Source organism: Chitinophaga sp. YR627 (assembly GCF_900114995.1).
GTDB lineage: Bacteria > Bacteroidota > Bacteroidia > Chitinophagales > Chitinophagaceae > Chitinophaga.
The window spans coordinates 234,812-254,021 of the sequence record NZ_FOUX01000004.1 but is presented as its reverse complement, the minus strand read 5'-3'; the positions used below and the strand labels follow the sequence as shown (position 1 = coordinate 254,021).

Genomic DNA, 19,210 nt, shown 5'->3' with positions numbered 1-19,210 from the left:
TGAGCAGTTTATTCAGCAATATTGTAGCAGAGTCATGGGAATGACATTGTGTGTTAACAACTATTGAACCGGATATAAAATTTAACGCATGGTTAGTAATGTACAAATTCTCCTTGCCGAAGATGACTACCAGTATGGCAGCATCATTAAGAAGCAGCTGGAAGCAGCAGGTTACGCAGTCGTGCATTGTTTTGACGGCGAGGTAGCCCTGAAAAAGTTTCAAAGGGACGATTTTGATCTTTGCATACTGGACGTACTGATGCCGAAGAAAGACGGCTTTACGCTGGCGCAGGATATCCGGAAGAAAAACGGTATGATACCGATCCTGTTCATTTCCTCCAAAGCAACGGACGAGGACAGGCTGCATGGTTTCCGGATAGGTGGGGACGATTTTCTGGTAAAACCGTTCAGCATGCGCGAGCTGATCATGCGTATCAGGGTGTTCCTGAGAAGGACACTGCCCAAGGATGTACCAGGTGATGGTATTTATAAACTGGGTGATGACGTCAGATTCAATTACGAAGAAAAGGAGCTTACACGTGCCGGGGGCGAACCTTTTGCTACGCTTACGAAGAAAGAGGCGAAGGTATTGCGCTACCTGGTAGAAAACAGCAATAAACTGGTAAAGAGGGACGAGATCCTGCTGAAAGTATGGGGGAACAGTAGTTTCTTTTCCAGCAGAAGCATGGATGTATTCCTGACACGTTTACGAAAACATTTTAAAGAGGAACCGGGAATTGCGCTGGAGACGCTGCATAATGTGGGCGTCCGGCTGAATATTCCCGAATGTACAGATAAGGACAGTGAATCCACTTCTACAGACAATGAAGGGTGATACTGACTTAATCAAACCCCACAACCACCAAGACAATGACTTACGGCAGACATGACCAGCCACGCCAGCAGCGCCAGGGCAATGGTGGTCGCCCGGAGAGTGAAGACCGTGCTCACCGTACACAAAGACACAACGGCAACCAATTTCGCAAGCCGCGTCCGAACAATGGACCCCGTTTTCCTCCAAGGCCCAAACTACCCAGAGCAGAAAGTAAGATCTACTTTATTGCCCTGCTGCCCAATGCAGAAGTCGGAAGAGAGATCATCCGCATGAAGCAGGAATTCGCAGAAAAGTATGACGCCCGGAGGGCTTTACGGGTATTGCCTCATATCACCTTACAGGTACCTTTCACCGCCGATCCGGAGCTGGAAAAGACATTGTGTCCCGCTCTGAGCACTTTTGCGGCTTCTATCCAACCTTTTGAGATCAAACTGCATGGCTTTGGCGGCGTAGCCCAGACAAAGCGGAAAGTATTGTATATCAATGTGGAAAAGAACGAAGGGATCACTCACCTGCATCATGAGATGGTAGAATTCCTGCGTAAAGAGTTCGGTTTCAGTCACATGCTGGCCCGTTACGGCTTCAACCCGCATATCTCCCTGGCCTTCCGCGACCTTTCGGATAGGGAACTGGAACAGGCCATGGAAGAATACCGGCTTCGTCCTTTTGATGCGGTTTTTCCCGTACGTAACCTCTATCTGCTACGGCATACAGGTACCTCCTGGGAAGTGTTGCAGAAATGCAGGCTGGGAGGCGAATGATTAGCACATTCCTGCCATGTTATCCTATGCAATAAAATTGTAACTTTATAGCTGATGGAAACAGTGGTAGTAAAACAATATAATCTGGACGAGGAACAGGAAAAGAAAGAGATCGTTCGTCATTACCGCGCTTTACTGAAGTCGCTCAAACCCCGTTTAAAGAAAGGAGACCGCGAACTGGTGCGTACTGCCTTTGAAATGGCGGCTGATGCACACAAGGAAATGCGCCGGAAATCCGGTGAGCCATACATCTTACATCCCCTCGCTGTAGCGCAGATCTGCGTTGAAGAGATTGGTTTGGGTGTACGTTCCGCTATTTGTGCGTTGCTGCATGATACTGTGGAAGACACTGAAGTCACACTCGAAGACGTAGAAAGAGCGTTCGGGCCTGAAATAGCCCATATCGTAGACGGTCTGACCAAAATATCGACCGTTATAGACTCTAACACGAGCACCGCTCAGGCGGAAAACTTCAAAAAAATACTCCTCACACTGGCGGATGACCCCAGGGTGATACTGATAAAACTGGCGGACAGGATGCATAATATGCGTACCCTGGATAGTATGAGCCGTGAAAAGCAGCTCAAAATAGCCTCGGAGACCGTATTTATCTATGCCCCCCTGGCACACCGTCTTGGTCTGTACAACATCAAATCGGAGATGGAAGACCTCTCCATGAAGTACACCGAGCAGCAGACCTACCGGGAAATCGCCAAAAAGCTGAAGGAAACCAAGCGTGAGCGTACCCGTTATATCAACGAGTTTATCAAACCTATCAAGGAGGTATTGCAGGAGGAAGGGCTGAACTTCGAAATCTTCGGCCGTCCGAAATCCATACACTCCATCTGGAATAAGATCAAAAAGAAGGGTGTCACCTTTGAGGAAGTGTACGACCTCTTTGCGATCCGTATTATCATGGACTCCCCCCTGGAGAAGGAGAAGTCAGACTGCTGGAAGGTATACTCCATTATTACAGACTTTTATCACCCCAGCCCTGAGCGTACCCGCGACTGGCTGAGTAATCCTAAATCCAACGGGTATGAAGCCCTGCACGTGACCGTAATGGGTCCACAGGGTAAATGGGTGGAAGTACAGATCCGTACCAAGCGTATGAACGATTACGCAGAGAAAGGTCTGGCGGCCCACTGGCGTTACAAGGAAGGTAGTGCCCAGAGTGCCAGCACAGAGTCTAAATTTGACCAGTGGTTTACCCAGATCAGGGAGATCCTGAACAACCCGGACTCCAATACCCTGGACTTCCTGGCTGACTTTAAGAGCAACCTCTTTACGGAAGAGATCTATGTATATACACCGAAAGGTGACCTGAAGATCCTGCCGGTTAATTCTACTGCCCTGGATTTTGCCTATTCGATCCATAGTGCCGTCGGTAACAAGTGTATCGGGGCCAAAGTGAACTACAAACTGGTACCTATCAGCCATAAGCTGCGCAGCGGGGATCAGGTGGAGATCATTACTTCCAATAAGCAGAAGCCGACAGAGGACTGGCTGAACTATGCGCTGACCGCCAAAGCGAAATCCAAGATCAAGGATGCCCTGAAGGAGGAAAAGCGTAAAGTAGCCATGGATGGTAAGGATGTGCTGGAGCGTAAGCTGGACCACATGAAGATCGCCAACAGCCAGCATAATATCAATGAGCTGGTACAGTTTTATAAGCAACCTTCACCGCTGGACCTGTACTACCAGATCGCTGTCAAGAATATCGACCTGAAGGAGCTGAAGCAGTTCAATGTACTGGGTGATAAACTGGAAGCGCCTAAACCGGCGCCGGTAAAACAGCCGGAACATGTCTCCGAAGATCACCTGAAACATATGATCCCCGCCAAGAAAGACGCGGAACTGATCATTTTCGGGGAAAGTTCAGATAAGATCGCTTATAAACTGGCCAACTGCTGCCGTCCGATCCCGGGCGATGACGTTTTTGGTTTCATTACCGCCAGTGAAGGCCTGAAAATACACCGTACCAACTGTCCGAATGCCGCCCAGCTGCTGGCTAACTATGGCCACAGGGTGGTAAAGACCAAGTGGGTGAAGAACAGGGAGATCTCCTTCCTGACCGGTCTCCGGATCGTCGGAATGGACGATGTGGGGGTTATCCACAAGATCACCAACGTTATTTCCGGTGAACTGCGGGTAAATATTGCCGGTCTGACCATCGAATCCCGTGAGGGACTCTTTGAAGGCCTTATTAAAGTATTCGTACACGATAAGGAAGAACTGGATGAACTGTTCGAAAAACTGAAGAAACTGGATGGTATTCAGTCAGTAAGCCGTCTGGAAGACGAGTAATCCCAGTCAGCGATCAGGTATGATCGACCAGGACTTAATATTTAAGAACTTCAATATAAAAGAACTGCCGGCTATTTGACCGGCAGTTCTTTTTTTGTATATTCATGACAGGAATTCAGTAATAATGTCCCTTTAAGCCAGCTAATTCTGAATTCCTAATTCCTAATTCCTAATTCTTTCTTAGTTTTGCTCTTCGTTTTCAAAAATCAATATCAACTCTTATGGTAGATGTTTTGCTGGGCCTACAGTGGGGCGATGAAGGCAAAGGAAAGATTGTGGATTATTTCGCAGGTAAATACGATGTCATAGCCCGCTTTCAGGGTGGACCCAACGCAGGGCATACTTTATATGTGGAAGGCCAGAAGGTAGTATTACATACCATTCCTTCAGGTGTGTTCCATAAAAATACCATTAACCTGATCGGTAATGGTGTGGTACTGGACCCTGTTACTTTTAAAAAGGAATGTGATAAGATCACCGCTCTTGGCGTAGATCTGAAGAAGAACCTTTTTATCGCGGAAAGAACACATATCATTGTTCCTTCTCACCGTGCCCTTGACAAGGCCTCAGAACTGTCTAAAGGCGCTGAAAAGATCGGTTCTACCCTGAAAGGTATCGGACCTGCATATATGGATAAAACAGGCCGTAATGGTCTGAGAGTAGGTGATGTGCTGCGTAGCGATTTCAACGAGCGTTATGCTAAACTGAAAGAGAAACATCAGCACCTGCTGGCAGGTTATGATTTCTCTGCAGAGACAAAAGCTGAAATTGCGAATGACATCGCTGAATGGGAAGCTGAGTTCTTTGATGCGGTTGCTTACCTGAAGCAGATGAACATCGTGAATGGAGAGTACTTCATCAACGAAAAACTGCAGGCTGGTAAGAAAATCCTGGCGGAAGGTGCACAGGGTAGCATGCTGGATGTGGATTTCGGTACTTATCCGTTCGTTACTTCTTCCAGTACTATCTCTGCCGGCGTATGTTCCGGTTTGGGCGTAGCACCAAAATGGATCAGGGAAGTGATCGGTGTAACCAAAGCTTATTGTACCCGTGTAGGTAGCGGACCATTCCCTACAGAACTGCACGATGCAACCGGTGAAAAACTGCGCGCAGAAGGTAATGAGTTTGGCGCAACTACCGGCCGTCCGCGCCGTTGTGGCTGGATTGACCTGGTGGCTCTGAATTATACCTGTATGCTGAGTGGTGTTACACAACTGGTAATGACCAAGAGCGACGTACTCGACGCTTTCGATGAAGTATATGCATGTACTGCATATGAGATCGATGGTCAGCAGACAAAAGCAATGCCTTATCAGCTGAACGAAACAGAAGTGAAACCCGTTTGGGAACAACATAAAGGCTGGAGCGATGAAACAGCAGCCAAAAGCAAGCATTTCAATGAATTGCCTGCCGAGATGAAATTATTCGTAAAAGCAGTAGAAAATTACCTGCAGGTACCGGTTAAATTTGTATCAAATGGACCGGGCCGTGATCAGATTCTGGAGCAGGAAAATGCTTAAAAAATTACGGAAAAAAATCGGCAAAAAAAATTTGGCTAATACAAAAAACTGTTAAAACTTTACGCAAAAGAAATACGCTAAAGACTTAAGTGAACCTATTATGAAATCAAAATCTGATAACGAAAAAGAGACCAAAAAGACTAGTTCTCCAAAGACTACGAAAGCAGCGCCTAAAGCTGCCAGTAAGCCTAAGAAGGAAGAGGAGGACGATGATGAAGATCTGGATGAGGAGGAAACTCCCCGTAAGTCTGCTGCTTCTAAAAAATCAGATAAGTCGGCTTCAAAGTCCAGGAAGAAAGATGATGATGAGGAGGATGATGCAGAGGGAGATGATGATATGGATCTGGATGATGATGATGATAATTGGGGCAAAAGCGATGACGAGGACTATGATCCTGACTTCGAAGAATTCGATATGCCTAAACCTAAGAGCAAACGCGGTCGTCCCGGCAAGAAAAGCGCTGACGATGATGATGATCTGGGCATCGACGATGAATTCAAAGATATGGGTCTGTTCAACGACAGAGGTGGCTTTGACGATGACGACGACGATTTCTAAGCATTAAAAGCAAGCATTATCAGGATATTTTACGGTTTCCCGGTTAATGATCCAAACTTATTTAAACAGCAAATGTTGAATTGGAGCAACCAGTTCAACATTTGCTGTTTTTTGGATAATAACAACTACGCTTCCATCTATCACCAAAACGAAGCTATGCTGGCCGCAGACGCGCTGGATACGCTTTCCTGCCAGGCCGGTAACGCCTTTTCCAGTCTGCAGCAATATCATCAGACCCACCAGGACTGGCTCTTTGGCCACCTTGCCTATGATCTCAAAAATGAGACCTTCCCGGGCTTATTTTCCCATAACAAAGACGGTGTAGACTTCCCGGACCTGTTCTTCTTCCGGCCGCGTATCATCATGCTTTTAAGCGGTCATGAAGTACGTATAGGGGGATGGGATATGGACGAAAACGCAGCCAGGGATATTTATGCACAATGCACTGCGGCGCCAGTACATGTTACACAACATACGCCCGGCGGTACCGTACAGGCACACCTGGATAAACAACAATACCTCGACGCTGTCAAAGGGCTCCAGGACCACATCCATCGTGGAGATTGCTATGAAGTGAACTTCTGTCGCGAAAACTTTATCACCGATATCACCGTCGATCCGCTCTCACTGTTTGAGAAGCTGAATCATGTCTCGCCTTCGCCTTTCGCTGCTTATTATCGTACCAATGACCTGTACATGGCCTGTTCCAGTCCGGAACGGTTCATGCAGAAACATGGACAGGAAGTGATCTCCCAGCCTATCAAGGGAACGATCAGACGTGCGGATGATCCTGTAGTGGATGAAGCGCGTCGCAAAGAATTACAACAGAACAGTAAAGAAAGGGCAGAAAACGTGATGGTCGTAGACCTGGTACGGAATGACCTTTCTCATACGGCTCAACGTGGTAGTGTCGAAGTGACAGAATTGTTCGGTATTTACTCCTTTGCGCAGGTGCATCACATGATCTCTACGGTCAGGGCTATACCCGAAACTAATCTACCTTTCACAGAAGTGATCCGTCAGGCCTTTCCAATGGGGTCTATGACAGGCGCGCCTAAACTGAGCGTATTGCAACTGATAGAGCAGTACGAGAAATCCCGCAGGGGGCTGTTCTCCGGAGCACTGGGTTATATCACACCAGAAGGTGACTTTGATTTTAATGTGGTGATCCGTAGTATATTGTATAACGCCAGCCGCAGGTACCTTTCCTTTACGACCGGTTCCGCGATCACCTATTATGCTGATCCTGTAAAAGAATGGGAAGAATGTCTGCTGAAGGCAGAAGCTATGAAAAAAATCCTTGAGGGTTAACACCTACTTCCCCCGCTAACTTTCTTTCTCCTGGAAGATCTTTTCCATCGCACTGCGAATATCCGGATAAGAGAATACGAAACCTGTTTCCTGTATTCTCGCAGATGACAGCCGACAGCTTTTCAGCACTTCTACGCTCATCTCGCCTAAGGCCAGTTTAAGGGCAAATGTCGGTACATGTACAGAAATGAAGCTCTTGCCTTTCGCCTCCTGCGCCATGGTCATCACCAGTTCCTTATTCTGCACAGGATGAGGGGCGGCAGCGTTATAGATACCTTCCAGGTCATGATTGACAATCGCACTGAGGTACAGGCGTGCCAGATCGTGTATATGAATCCAGCTGACATATTGCTCCCCGTTACCAAGGATAGTGGCAAAGCCGAATTGTAAGGGTTTGTAGAATTCTTTGAGGGCGCCGCCGGAAAGGCTGAGGGCAATCCCTGTACGGAAGATGACCACCTTTTTACCCAGTTCCTGCATTTTCAGGATGGCGTTCTCCCAGGCAATACAGGTGGTACCCAGGAAATCACTGGCAGGAGGGTCTTTTTCAGTAAAAGCCGTTCCGCCTTTATCTTCTCCATAGTAACCAGCCCCGGAAGCGCTGATCACCTTTTTTACCTTGTTTGGATACTTCTCCAGCGCCTTGAATAACAGTGCCGCACTCTGCGTACGGCTGTTGACGATCTCCTTTTTACGGGCAGCCGTCCAGCGTTTATCACCTACATTGGCGCCGGCCAGGTGTACGATGTAATCAGCCTGTTGGATAGCTGTTTCATCAATAGTCTGTCTTGTCAGGTCCCACTGGGCATAACTGACAAGTTCATTATCACTATCCTGCCCCGCGTGGCGGCTCAGAATTATGACCCTATAACCTACCTCTGTAAGCAATTTAGTAAGTGCCCGGCCCACGAGACCTGTGCCGCCGGTAATTAAGACCGTATCCATAACAGTAAAATTACATCATTCAGGGCTAGAAATTACGAATTGAGAATGACGAATTACCGCAGCCCTGCTTATTCATACGCCCTAATTACGTATTTTAGTATCAGCGTAAAGGAATGCTCCACGTTTTCCTGCCGCTGTTTCACAATGAATTATAGCCATTTGCCGTTAATTCAGTATCCTAAACTTGCAACCTTTTAAAATTTAGATAATGCGCATTCTATATCTCTATGCTTTACTGGTGTTATGGAGTGGGGCTGTCATGGCTCAGAAAGTCACCTATACAGACCTGGAACGGGACGATTACAAAAGCACGGAATTCGAAATCATTGGCAAGGTATCAGGCAATATCATGGTCTACAAGAGTGATAGAGGAGACTATGCTATTTCTATTTATGATAACGCCCTGCAACTGAAAAACAGGGTGAAACTCGACTTCCTGCCTAAAAAACTGATCAGTGTGGATTTTATCAACTACGCTGACAAAGTATTTATGATCTATCAGTTCCAGCGGAAGGATGCTGTATATAGCTTCTGTGCTACCATGGATGGTACCGCCAATTTTACCGGAGCACCCGTTATGGTGGATTCCACCCGTATCGGTTTCTATACCAAGGAGAATAAGGTTTATTCTGTGGAATATTCAGAAGACAAAAACCGTATCATGGTCTACAAGATCAACCAGGATAAGGAAAATGATAACGTCTTCTATACCTTCCTTTATGACAGCGCCTTTCAGCTGATCAATAATGCCAGGGTATCGCTGCCGATGGAAAATAAAAGGATCTTCCTCAGCAACTTTAACCTGAGCAACGAAGGTGACCTGCTCTTCAACAAACTGGAACGTACCAGCAACAGGGACTACATTGTTAGTGGCAGTTTGATTGTAAAGAAGGCCGTGGTGGATTCGTTTAACTATGTGCCCATGGAACTGAAAACACAGTTGCTGGATGAAGTGAAGATGAAGGTGGATAATAACAACAAAAATGTACTGGTGACCGCCTTTTACTACAAGCAGAAACGGGGAAATGTGGAAGGCCTGTACGTCAGCAAATATGACTACGGAAAGAGTCGGCAACTATTCGAAAAGGAAGTGGTCTTTACACCGGAACTGAAAGGAAATGCCAAAGGTGACGCATCCACGAGCGCTGCCTTTAATGATTACTTCATCCGTAAGATCATCAATACCAAAGATGGCGGCTTCCTGGTGACGGCAGAGTCCTATTACACGACTTCCCGTACACAGCCCTGGAACCGCTGGAATTATATGTACGGCCCTTACGGGATGTACACACCGTACTATTATTCTCCGTATTCGCCTTTCTACTACAATCCATGGTATAATAACTATAACTCCCAGGACCGCTACCACTACGATAACGTAGCCGTACTGTCCCTGGACAACGAAGGCAACCTGCTCTGGAGCAATTTCGTGCATAAAAGCCAGTACGACGACGGTTCTGACCTGTACCTGTCTTACATGATGGTAAACATCGGTAGCGAACTGCGCTTCCTGTACAACGAACTGGACAGACGTAGCTTCATGATCACGGACAATAGTATCCAGCCGGATGGTCAGAGTAGCCGTAAACCAACACTCCGTAACCTGGATAAAGGATTCACCTGGATGCCACGTTATGGTAAACAGATCAGTTCCCGTTCGGTACTGATCCCCTGCATCAACAGAAACTACATCTGTTTTGCAAAGATCGATTTCTAAACACCCTGAATAGCAGCTTATATGGAAAGACGGTAACACCAGTTACCGTCTTTTTTTATGCCCGTATAACAGGAAATAACCGTATTTCTGATGAACAGTCTTTGCAGTGACCTACTTATAAGTAGTAGTTTTTGATGGGAAATAGAGAATATTTTTAGGTTATGCTATGATTTCTTTACTTTTTTTTGTTAGTTTATAGTATCAACCAAGTTCAGGATCGCTAAAAGTCTACATTATCAGAAATTATAATACATATGATGATGCAGCGTTAATTGACCTGTTGCAGACAGGTGATATGGCCGCCTACGAGTGTATTTATAACAAGTACTGGCCGCTGTTATATGCCTATGTGTATAATCGCCTGAAATCAAAGGAAATAACGGAAGAAATTGTCCAGGAGGTCTTCTTTTCTCTCTGGAACCGACGGGCGGCGCTGCAGCTTACACAAACACTCTCTGCATATCTTTATACGGCTGTCAAATACCAGATCTTCAATTACATGAAGGCCGATAAGGTAAGGAAAACCTATGCGGGTGCTTTTTCCCGCTATAACGACCAACTACAGGATAACTCGAATGAAGAGTATATCACCTACGCCGACCTGGCAAATGCAGTGGAAAAAGAAGTCTCCCGCCTGCCTGAAAAGTGTCAGCAGGTGTTCCGGATGAGCCGGAATGAGCATCGCTCTATTCAGGATATCGCTGCTGCCCTGAATATCTCTCACAAAACAGTGGAAAACCATCTGACCAAAGCCCTTAAACACCTGAGACTGGCTTTCCGGGAATACTTCTGGCTTTTTTAGATTTTTTTTCTTTTACAGTAGGTGTTTCGTCTTTCCCGGTTTACATATATATAGCAAGGTGCTGCTGTCATACACTAAAACTAGTCTCAGATACTGATGGATCACAAGGAATTCAAACAATTACTGGACAGATATACCAAAGGTCTCCTCAATCAACAGGAAATAGAACGCCTCGAAAGCTGGCTGGATGCTATGGAGGATAAGACCGCATTTGACAGTCTGGATAAAGAGGAATTGTCAGCATCCCGGGCCGCAATGTTCAGTCAGCTGACCCGGCGGATACAGCAACCAGCTGCACCAGTACGTCTGATCAGTTACAAACGTACGCTGGCAGTAGCTGCTGGTATCGCAGCGATCGTACTGACAGGTTATATCTGCCGCAAAAGTATACTCGATATTGTCGCGCCGCACAGAACGACATATGCCTATAATAAGAAAGGATACATTACAAAACAGATCCTGTCAGATAACTCGATCGTATGGCTGAAGGGAAACAGTAAACTGATCTTTCCTGCGAAGTTTGAAAACGACCAACGCAGCGTTACTCTGGAAGGAGAAGCCCTGTTTGAAGTCAGTAAAGATGTGCAAAGACCCTTTATTGTCACCTGCGGCTCACTGACCACACAGGTATTGGGCACCAGCTTTAACATACGTAGCAATGAAACGGGAGAAGTAGCGATATCTGTGCTGACCGGCGCTGTGGTAGTCGGTTCAGATGCTACCCGTAAACAGATCGTACATACCAACGAAAGTATCGTGTATTCAGAAAAACAGTCCTCCGTAGTAAATGTGCATCCCTCACGGAAAGATATACACGAAATTATAAATGGCACAGAGTACGATATGGCATTTAGTGATGCCAGTATGCATAACGTTATACAGAAGATAGAAAAGAAGTTCGAAGTTAAGATCAACCTGGAAGATACCGCTATACTAAATAATGTCATTACAGCGGACATGACCGACCAATCACTGGCACACACAATGGAGATGATCAGCCAGGCACTCAACCTGGACGTAAGGATCAATGATAAGATGGTATCACTACGAGCAAAAAAATAAAACAATGAACTGTAATTCAACCAAAATCAGGAAGTATGACACTAAAAAAATCGCCTATGATCAGACAAGCAGACAGTAAAAGACCCGGCAGCCGCTAAGCGCTGCTGCTGAAAATGATAACCCCTGCGATGCTGCGTACAAACGCGGCAGGGGAATCCCTTTGTCTCATTCAACCAGAAATCTAACAAAGAAAACAGGCCTATGCGCAAACATGTAAAGACAAATGCTTTTGTGAACAAATCCGTCATTATCACTTCGCTGGCAACTGTGGTGACGCTTTTTACAGGCATCCGGAATGCCTGTGCACAGAATATCCTGCACAAAAAGATCTCTTTGCAGGCTGACGATATGAGCCTTAAAATGGTGTTGAACCAGATCCGCTCTAAAGCTGATGTGAAGTTCGTATACAGTTCCGATCATATCGCAATGGACAGGAAAGTCACTGCCGTTGCTAAAGAAGAAGAACTGGGCAAAGTACTGGATAAAGTGCTGGGCAGACTGGATATCAGATATGTCGTGAATGAAGATTTTATTATCCTGAAAGAGAAAAGTGAACAAGGCAATATGCCATCACTGCCTGCACCTGCTGCAGATACAGTGATCAAAGGAAAAGTATTCAGCGAAAGTGGCGATCCGTTTCCCGGTTCTACGATCGTTGAAAAAGGTACCAGCAATGGCGTCACCTCAGGAGGTGACGGCTCATTTACCTTAAAAGTAAAACAGGGCGCTACGCTCGTTATTACAGCTATCGGTTATCATGTAACAGAGATCAGTGCATCACAGGCTGGCACTATTAAATTGCAGGCTGCCGTAAAGCAATTACATGATATCGTTGTAACAGCCGCTGGTATCGCGCGTCAGAAGAACAGTCTGGGGTATTCTGTCAGTACTGTCGGTTCTGAAAAACTGGCGCAGAAATCTGAACCTGATCCTGTACGTGCACTGACCGGTAAAGTAGCCGGTGTGAATATACAGTCAGCGGGTGGTGTAGCCGGTGGTGGTACCAATATCACCATCCGTGGTAACTCTTCGCTGAATGGGAATAACCAGCCCCTCTTCGTAGTAGACGGCGTACCATTCGATAACTCCAGCTTTGCCAATGTTGGTTCTTCTTCTGTAGGTGGTGTCGGTGTAACAAACCGCGCCTTCGATCTCGATCCTAATAACATACAAAGCATGACGGTCCTGAAAGGTGCAGCAGCGGCTGCATTGTATGGCTCAAGAGCAGCTAATGGCGCTATTATCATTACCACAAAAGCAGGTAAAAAGAAAAGCCGTAAAGGCACTGAAATTACTTACAATACGTCTTATGCGATTGAAGATGTAGCCGGTTTGCCGGAGTATCAAACCCGCTACGGACAAGGAACAAATAATGACTACAGACAAGGTGTATATGCTTCCTGGGGCCAGCCTTACGAAGGCGTCAGCAGCATGTTGCCAACCCGCTCCACTATACCGCATCAGCTTACCCGTCAGTTTACTTCCGCCGTCTTCCCTGAGTTTTATGAAGCAGATGGTGTCACTCCTATACAGGTGCCTTACAGATCTTACGCTCAAGAGAATGCTAAAAACTTTTTCAGAACAGGTAGTGTATATGAGAATGCGATCACCATTTCTTCTGGTAGTGAGAAAGGAAACTTTAATGCAGGCTTTTCGAATACAGACAACAGAGGCGTAGTGCCGGGTAATGAAATCAAACGTACTTCTGTGAATATCGGTGGGAATATCCGCCTTGAAAATAAATTCTATGCCAGTGGTTCCATCAACTATGTAACTACCCGTCAAAAAACCCCTCCAGTAGGTGGATTGACAGGCTCTATTATGTCTACATTGATGTATGTGCCCACCAGCTACGATCTCACCAACTATCCTTTTGAAAATCCGATAGATGGTAGTAATGTATATGATTATACGGGTGTGGATAACCCTTACTGGTCTGTAAAACATAGTCCGAGTAAAAGTGATGTAGACCGCTATTATGGTAACCTGATCGTTGGTTTTGATCCTTTCTCCTGGCTGAATGTGCAGAATACGATTGGTTTCAATGCCTATACTGACAGAAGGCTCAGCGTAAGAGGAAAAGGTTCTGCTTCCTATGCGAACGGTAGTATCACCAGTGATAATATCTACAGACAGGAACTGGATAATACCCTCCTGTTAACAGCAACACATGCCGTTACGCCTGATATCACTGTCCGCGCGATCCTGGGTAATAACGTGAACCAGCGTTTGACAGACAGAAAAGCTTTTTATGGTGATAATATCATTGTAGCAGATCTGCATGATATGAACAATACCAGTTCTGTGACCGGTGTGCAACTTACCAACAACAGGAATTTGTTAAAGCAGCGATACTATGCCTTCTTTACAGATATCACATTCGACTACAAGAACTTTGCTTCCCTGAACCTGGTAGGTCGTAACGACGTATCATCAACACTGCCTGCCGATAACCGTAGTTACTTTTATGGTGGTGTGAATGGTTCACTGGTATTTACAGAGGCATTACATCTTAACAAGGAGATCCTCAACTTTGGTAAAGTAAGAGCAGGTTATACACGGGTAGGTAATGAAGCTTCTCCTTATCAGACGGCGAACTTTTACCAGATCAATGCGATACTGGGAGGAAGTACAACACCTTCTAATGTAGGCCTGCCTTTTACACCTGCCAATGGTGCTACCTATAATATTGTTACGCAATCCAATCTGTTAACTAACAGTAATCTCAAACCTGAGTTCATCACAGAACTGGAACTGGGAGGTGAATTACAGTTCCTCGATAATCGTATCGGTATTGACTTTACCTACTATAACAAGCGCAGTACTTCTCAGATATTTGAAGTAACGGCTGCTCCTTCTTCCGGTTATACCACACAGATACTCAACCTGGGAGAGGCCACCAATAAAGGAATTGAGATCGGATTTACAGCCGTACCTATCAAAACTGACAGAGGATTCAACTGGGATGTGAATGCAAATTTCACCCGCAACCGGAACCTGATCAAAGACCTCGGTGGATATGAAAGCTTCAGTTATGGTGGTACGAATGGTACCAGTAGCGTACATATCGTGGGACAGCCTTATGGTCTGATACAGGGAACTGCCTATGCGCGTGATGAAGAAGGCAATATACTGATTGATCCCAGTTCTGGTAAACCACTGGCATCAGGTGCGCTGAAAGCTATCGGTAATCCGAATCCTGATTTTATTCTTGGTATTGCCAATACCTTCAGATTCAGAAGTATTACACTCAATGTATTGTTTGACTGGAAACAGGGAGGACAAATGTACTCCAACACCGTCGGACAGATGCTGTCCCGTGGTGTGACAAGAGACACAGAAGAACGTGAGTTTCAGATCGTATCACCAGGGGTATTGGGAGATATTAACACACTGACAGCATTGAAAGATGAACGTGGTCAGAAGATCCCTAATAATGTAGCGATCTCTTATGAAGACCATTTCTTCAATGGTGGTATGGGGCCTGGTGGTCTGAATGAAGGTTCTATCTTCGACGCGACCGTATTCCGTTTACGTGAAGTCTCTCTTGCTTTTGAGTTCCCGAAAAGTTTCCTCGGCAATACGCCGTTCGGTTCTGCCAGCATCTCACTGTCAGGCAGGAATCTCTGGTACAATGCGCCCAACTTCCCTAAGTACAGCAACTTCGATCCGGAAGTAAGTTCACTGGGTGTGGGTAACTCACAGGGATATGATAACCTGTCCGTGCCTACTACCAAACGATTTGGTGTGAACTTAAGGTGCTCCTTCTGATAAGGGATATTCATCACTCAACTGACTTCATTATGCAACTGAAACATACAACGTATACATTACTGGTAAGCGGCATTGCACTGATAGCAGGCGCCTGTAATAAGTTTGTCGATATTAACACCGATCCTAATAACCCGACTACCGCACAGTTATCCTTATTACTGCCATCCACAGAAGTATCTATGGCTGCTAATATGTACGAACTGAATAGTGGTACCTCTACTTTCATGCAACACATGGTATCTTCTGGTGACCTGAGTCGTTATCAGCAGCAGGGAACCAGTTTTGATGATCCATGGGATGGTTTTTACAGTCAGACGCTGAACGACCTGGAATCTATTATTTCCAGCGGAACAGCGCAACAGGAGTGGGGCTATGTCAGCATTGCAAAAATTGAAAAGGCCTACCTGGTGAGTCTGATGGTAGATATGTGGGGAGATATTCCGTATTCGGAAGCAGAGAAAGGACAACAAACAGTGAGTCCGCCGCTGGATAAAGGTGTGGATATCTATGAAGATGTACTCACACTGCTAGAAGAAGCATTACAGGATGCAGGAAAAGTATCAGCTACTACGCTTGTGCCTTCCAGTGCAGATATGATCTACAGCGGATTGAAAACTTCCTGGGTGAGTCTGGCGAACTCGCTGAAACTAAAACTGTATAACCAGATAAGACTGGTTGATCCGGCAAGATCTTTATCCGCTATCCAGGGATTGATCAGTGATCCGGCAACGCTGATAGGTGGTACCACTAATTCCAATACTACTGATTACACCTTCCGGTTCGGTGCTGCACAAAACCCTAATAACCGTCATCCATGGCATCGTTCGGAGTATCAGTCCAGTAAGAACTTTTACATGTGTCAGTCATTTATTGATCTGTTATTCAATAACGACGATCCCCGTTTGCGGTATTTTATCTACCGGCAGAATGCCACAGCTGGTCTGAATAACTCTACAAACAGTAATGGTTACTACGGACGCAATCCGGGTGATGGTACTGCTGCTCCTGCGGACCTTAACAGACGTTCCACTTTTGGCGTCTTTCCTTCCGGTGGTTTGTATGATAATGCACCCATCAACAACATTCCTGATACTTATAGTTATCTGAGCAATACAGGCGCTACCGCGACATTAAAAGTAGTGGCTACTTCAGATGGTACCGGTGCAGGTGTAATACCTCTGCTGACAAATGCGATGGTGAAACTGATCCGTGCAGAAGCGGCACTGGCATTAAACACAGGAGATGATGCACGACAGAATTTTGCGGATGGTGTTACTGCGCATCTGAATAACGTTAGTACCTATGGCGCTGCGAATGGTGGCGTAGCTTTGTCAGCCGCTACGATCAGTGGTTTTGTGAATAAACTACTGACAGCTTATGATGCAGCTGACGTAGCAGGTAAGATGAACATGGTGATGACGCAGAAATACATTGCGTGTTACGGGAATGGAATGGAGGCATATAATGACTATCGAAGAACAGGATTGCCGGTATTACGTGCGCCATTGTCTCCGCTGAACGCATTCCCGCTGAGACTCTACTATTCGCAGACAGAACTATCCGCTAATACAAGTCTGGGAGAGAATGCCAGCGCCATGCAGATCGCACAGCAGACAACGCCTGTATTCTGGGATAAATAACTATCACGCAAAATTGTAACACATGAGATATCTGATAATCGCTATACTGATCATCTACGCAGGGATTAATTCGTGTAAAAAAGCTGACTATGAATGGGAGCAATATGAATATACTGCTGTTCCTGTCGTAACGATCGATACGACAAAAACAGCATTGCCTACCAGACAGGCCGGTAAAGTCGCTTTCTTCAATCTCAATGATCCGGCGCTGGCCGATCAGACGTTTGCCTTCTCCCTCAACTGGGCAGGTTTTGAAAAAGCAGTTGTGAAATCTATTGAGGTATACAGCAGTTACAATAAAGCAGAGTCCAGTGTGCCAGCCTACCCTTTAGTGATCTCTTCTCCGGGTAACCAGTACACGAATATTGCTCAGTTTCCATTACCGAGTATTATCGGTTCAAAGGACAAACTATATGAGACGGTGACAACCTTTCCAAAATCGTATTCCTTTACAGCGGCGCAATTGGCGGAGATGAATAATGTGTCGCTTGGAGTTGTAGCAGTAAATGACTATTTTCTCTTCAAGTTTATACTCAACCTGGAAGATGGCCGCAGAATAGTCACATTCTTCAACAATATATGCGATGAATCACGTGGAGAACCCGGCGACTGCAGAGTAGGTGTCAGATTCAAGAAACAGTAAGTCCCTGTAGAAAAAAAATAGTAATGAGCACAATTAAGAAAGCAACACTATCATTCGCGCTGCTGACAGCTACCCTGAGCCTTTGTGCCCAGGATAGGTCAGCGGGTCCGGCAGACAAAAAGTATCAGGCAGAGATCAAAGCATTGACGGACAAACCTGTTATAAAGAAAGCCTTTCAGACAATCATCGACCTGGAGCCACAGACGATCAGCGATCACATCCAGCTGACAGAAATTCCTGCGCCACCTTATAAGGAAGAAGTGAGAGCTAAACAGTTTGCTACGATGCTGAAAAGTGCAGGTGTGGATACCGTGTGGATCGATAAGACCGGTAATGTGATCGCCAGACGTAAAGGTCGTGGCGGTGGAAAGAAAACGGTTGTACTGGAAGGGCATCTTGATACGGTATTCCCGGAAGGCACAGATGTCAAGATCGTGCATAAAGGAGATACCCTATATGCACCCGGTGTTGCAGATGATACGAGAGCACTGTCAGTGGTACTGGCGATTGTGAAGACACTGGAAAAGAATAGTATTGAGACGGATGCAGATGTATTGTTTATTGGTACAGTAGGAGAGGAAGGGCAGGGTGACCTGCGTGGTGTGAAGACACTCTTCAGCGAAAATGGTCCAGGTAAAATAGATAGCTATATCGCGATAGATGGCTGGAACCGTGAATCGATCACACATCGTGCATTAGGTTCCCATCGTTATAAAATCACGTTTAAAGGTCCCGGTGGACATTCTTCCGGTGCTTTCGGACTGGCCAATCCTCACAACGCATTAGGCAGGGCCATTCATTACTGGGCAGTCGCTGCTGATTCTTTCAGCCGTGCACCTGGTATGCGTGTAACCTATAACGTGGGTGTAATTGGTGGCGGTACTTCTGTGAACTCTATTCCTTTCGAATCATGGATGGAAGTAGATATGCGCTCTGAAAGTCCGGAGCGGGTCAGTGGTATCGACCAACTCTTACAACTTGCTGTACAGCGTGCGCTGACAGAAGAAAATAAAATGAAGCAACGGGGAGCTGATCTGACGGTAGATGTAAAACTGATCGGAGATCGTCCTTCCGGTGCACTGGATACGACCCTGCCTTTGATACAACGTGCGATGGCGACAGTACAGTCATTTGGGTCTGTTGCAAGTCTGCGCGTAGGTTCTACCAATTCCAATATTCCTATTTCCAAAAACATACCTGCTATTACGATCGGCTCCGGTGGTACCGGTGGTAATGCGCATGCTTTACAGGAATGGTGGATCAATGAGAAAGGTTATCAGGGTATTCAAAACGCATTGTTGATCTTATTAGCCGAAGCCGGCATCGCAAAATAA

General features: G+C 45.9%; 14 protein-coding genes. 13 read left to right on the top strand and 1 reads right to left on the bottom strand.

Annotation, left to right across the window (positions count from 1 at the left end; genetic code table 11):
- Window positions 1–88: 88 nt before the first annotated feature.
- The 6 genes from BMZ72_RS21620 (at window position 89) to BMZ72_RS21595 (ending at window position 7,293) form a co-directional block, all read left to right on the top strand.
- A complete protein-coding gene (locus BMZ72_RS21620; RefSeq protein WP_089811793.1) occupies window positions 89–835 on the top strand; it encodes a response regulator transcription factor in 747 nt (248 codons plus the stop codon).
- 35 nt (window positions 836–870) lie between these two features.
- Window positions 871–1,596 (top strand): 2'-5' RNA ligase family protein, encoded by a 726-nt coding sequence (locus tag BMZ72_RS21615; protein WP_089811792.1) that lies wholly within the window; start codon window positions 871–873, stop codon window positions 1,594–1,596.
- A 54-nt stretch (window positions 1,597–1,650) separates the two neighbouring features.
- Window positions 1,651–3,903 (top strand): RelA/SpoT family protein, encoded by a 2,253-nt coding sequence (locus tag BMZ72_RS21610; protein WP_089811791.1) that lies wholly within the window; start codon window positions 1,651–1,653, stop codon window positions 3,901–3,903.
- A gap of 221 nt (window positions 3,904–4,124) precedes the next feature.
- Window positions 4,125–5,423: an adenylosuccinate synthase gene (locus BMZ72_RS21605; RefSeq protein ID WP_089811790.1), complete on the top strand. Its 1,299-nt coding sequence runs from the start codon at window positions 4,125–4,127 to the stop codon at window positions 5,421–5,423.
- 100 nt (window positions 5,424–5,523) lie between these two features.
- On the top strand, window positions 5,524–5,982 hold the full coding sequence (locus BMZ72_RS21600) for a hypothetical protein (RefSeq protein ID WP_089811789.1): 459 nt from the start codon (window positions 5,524–5,526) through the stop codon (window positions 5,980–5,982).
- Between the two features lie 72 nt (window positions 5,983–6,054).
- Window positions 6,055–7,293, top strand: coding sequence for an anthranilate synthase component I family protein (locus tag BMZ72_RS21595; protein WP_089811788.1), 1,239 nt, complete (start codon window positions 6,055–6,057; stop codon window positions 7,291–7,293).
- Window positions 7,294–7,308: 15 nt separating this feature from the next.
- On the opposite strand, the gene BMZ72_RS21590 is transcribed toward BMZ72_RS21595, so the two are convergent.
- Window positions 7,309–8,238: a TIGR01777 family oxidoreductase gene (locus tag BMZ72_RS21590; protein WP_089811787.1), complete on the bottom strand. Its 930-nt coding sequence runs from the start codon at window positions 8,236–8,238 to the stop codon at window positions 7,309–7,311.
- 208 nt (window positions 8,239–8,446) lie between these two features.
- On the opposite strand from BMZ72_RS21590, the gene BMZ72_RS21585 reads away from it, so the two are divergent.
- The 7 genes from BMZ72_RS21585 (at window position 8,447) to BMZ72_RS21555 (ending at window position 19,210) form a co-directional block, all read left to right on the top strand.
- Window positions 8,447–9,955: a hypothetical protein gene (locus BMZ72_RS21585; protein ID WP_089811786.1), complete on the top strand. Its 1,509-nt coding sequence runs from the start codon at window positions 8,447–8,449 to the stop codon at window positions 9,953–9,955.
- Window positions 9,956–10,187: 232 nt separating this feature from the next.
- Window positions 10,188–10,757, top strand: a complete 570-nt coding sequence (locus BMZ72_RS21580) for an RNA polymerase sigma-70 factor (RefSeq protein WP_317043499.1) — start codon at window positions 10,188–10,190, stop codon at window positions 10,755–10,757.
- A gap of 96 nt (window positions 10,758–10,853) precedes the next feature.
- Complete coding sequence (locus BMZ72_RS21575; protein WP_089811784.1) at window positions 10,854–11,819, top strand: FecR family protein; 966 nt, start codon at window positions 10,854–10,856, stop codon at window positions 11,817–11,819.
- A 201-nt stretch (window positions 11,820–12,020) separates the two neighbouring features.
- Window positions 12,021–15,590: a SusC/RagA family TonB-linked outer membrane protein gene (locus BMZ72_RS21570; protein ID WP_089811783.1), complete on the top strand. Its 3,570-nt coding sequence runs from the start codon at window positions 12,021–12,023 to the stop codon at window positions 15,588–15,590.
- Window positions 15,591–15,622: 32 nt separating this feature from the next.
- Window positions 15,623–17,233 (top strand): SusD/RagB family nutrient-binding outer membrane lipoprotein, encoded by a 1,611-nt coding sequence (locus BMZ72_RS21565; protein ID WP_089811782.1) that lies wholly within the window; start codon window positions 15,623–15,625, stop codon window positions 17,231–17,233.
- Between the two features lie 22 nt (window positions 17,234–17,255).
- The gene (locus BMZ72_RS21560) at window positions 17,256–17,876 is read left to right on the top strand and encodes a hypothetical protein (protein ID WP_089811781.1); all 621 of its coding nucleotides are present in this window, start codon (window positions 17,256–17,258) and stop codon (window positions 17,874–17,876) included.
- Between the two features lie 23 nt (window positions 17,877–17,899).
- Entirely contained in the window at window positions 17,900–19,210 is a 1,311-nt protein-coding gene (locus BMZ72_RS21555; protein WP_089811780.1) for a M20/M25/M40 family metallo-hydrolase, read from the top strand.

What these genes read in the sequence shown, in the direction of transcription:
- BMZ72_RS21620 (WP_089811793.1), top strand. Translation starts at nt 89, where the DNA reads ATGGTTAGTAATGTACAAATTCTCCTTGCCGAAGATGACTACCAGTAT.
- BMZ72_RS21615 (WP_089811792.1), top strand. Translation starts at nt 871, where the DNA reads ATGACTTACGGCAGACATGACCAGCCACGCCAGCAGCGCCAGGGCAAT.
- BMZ72_RS21610 (WP_089811791.1), top strand. Translation starts at nt 1,651, where the DNA reads ATGGAAACAGTGGTAGTAAAACAATATAATCTGGACGAGGAACAGGAA.
- BMZ72_RS21605 (WP_089811790.1), top strand. Translation starts at nt 4,125, where the DNA reads ATGGTAGATGTTTTGCTGGGCCTACAGTGGGGCGATGAAGGCAAAGGA.
- BMZ72_RS21600 (WP_089811789.1), top strand. Translation starts at nt 5,524, where the DNA reads ATGAAATCAAAATCTGATAACGAAAAAGAGACCAAAAAGACTAGTTCT.
- BMZ72_RS21595 (WP_089811788.1), top strand. Translation starts at nt 6,055, where the DNA reads ATGTTGAATTGGAGCAACCAGTTCAACATTTGCTGTTTTTTGGATAAT.
- BMZ72_RS21590 (WP_089811787.1), bottom strand. Translation starts at nt 8,238, where the DNA reads ATGGATACGGTCTTAATTACCGGCGGCACAGGTCTCGTGGGCCGGGCA.
- BMZ72_RS21585 (WP_089811786.1), top strand. Translation starts at nt 8,447, where the DNA reads ATGCGCATTCTATATCTCTATGCTTTACTGGTGTTATGGAGTGGGGCT.
- BMZ72_RS21575 (WP_089811784.1), top strand. Translation starts at nt 10,854, where the DNA reads ATGGATCACAAGGAATTCAAACAATTACTGGACAGATATACCAAAGGT.
- BMZ72_RS21570 (WP_089811783.1), top strand. Translation starts at nt 12,021, where the DNA reads ATGCGCAAACATGTAAAGACAAATGCTTTTGTGAACAAATCCGTCATT.
- BMZ72_RS21565 (WP_089811782.1), top strand. Translation starts at nt 15,623, where the DNA reads ATGCAACTGAAACATACAACGTATACATTACTGGTAAGCGGCATTGCA.
- BMZ72_RS21560 (WP_089811781.1), top strand. Translation starts at nt 17,256, where the DNA reads ATGAGATATCTGATAATCGCTATACTGATCATCTACGCAGGGATTAAT.
- BMZ72_RS21555 (WP_089811780.1), top strand. Translation starts at nt 17,900, where the DNA reads ATGAGCACAATTAAGAAAGCAACACTATCATTCGCGCTGCTGACAGCT.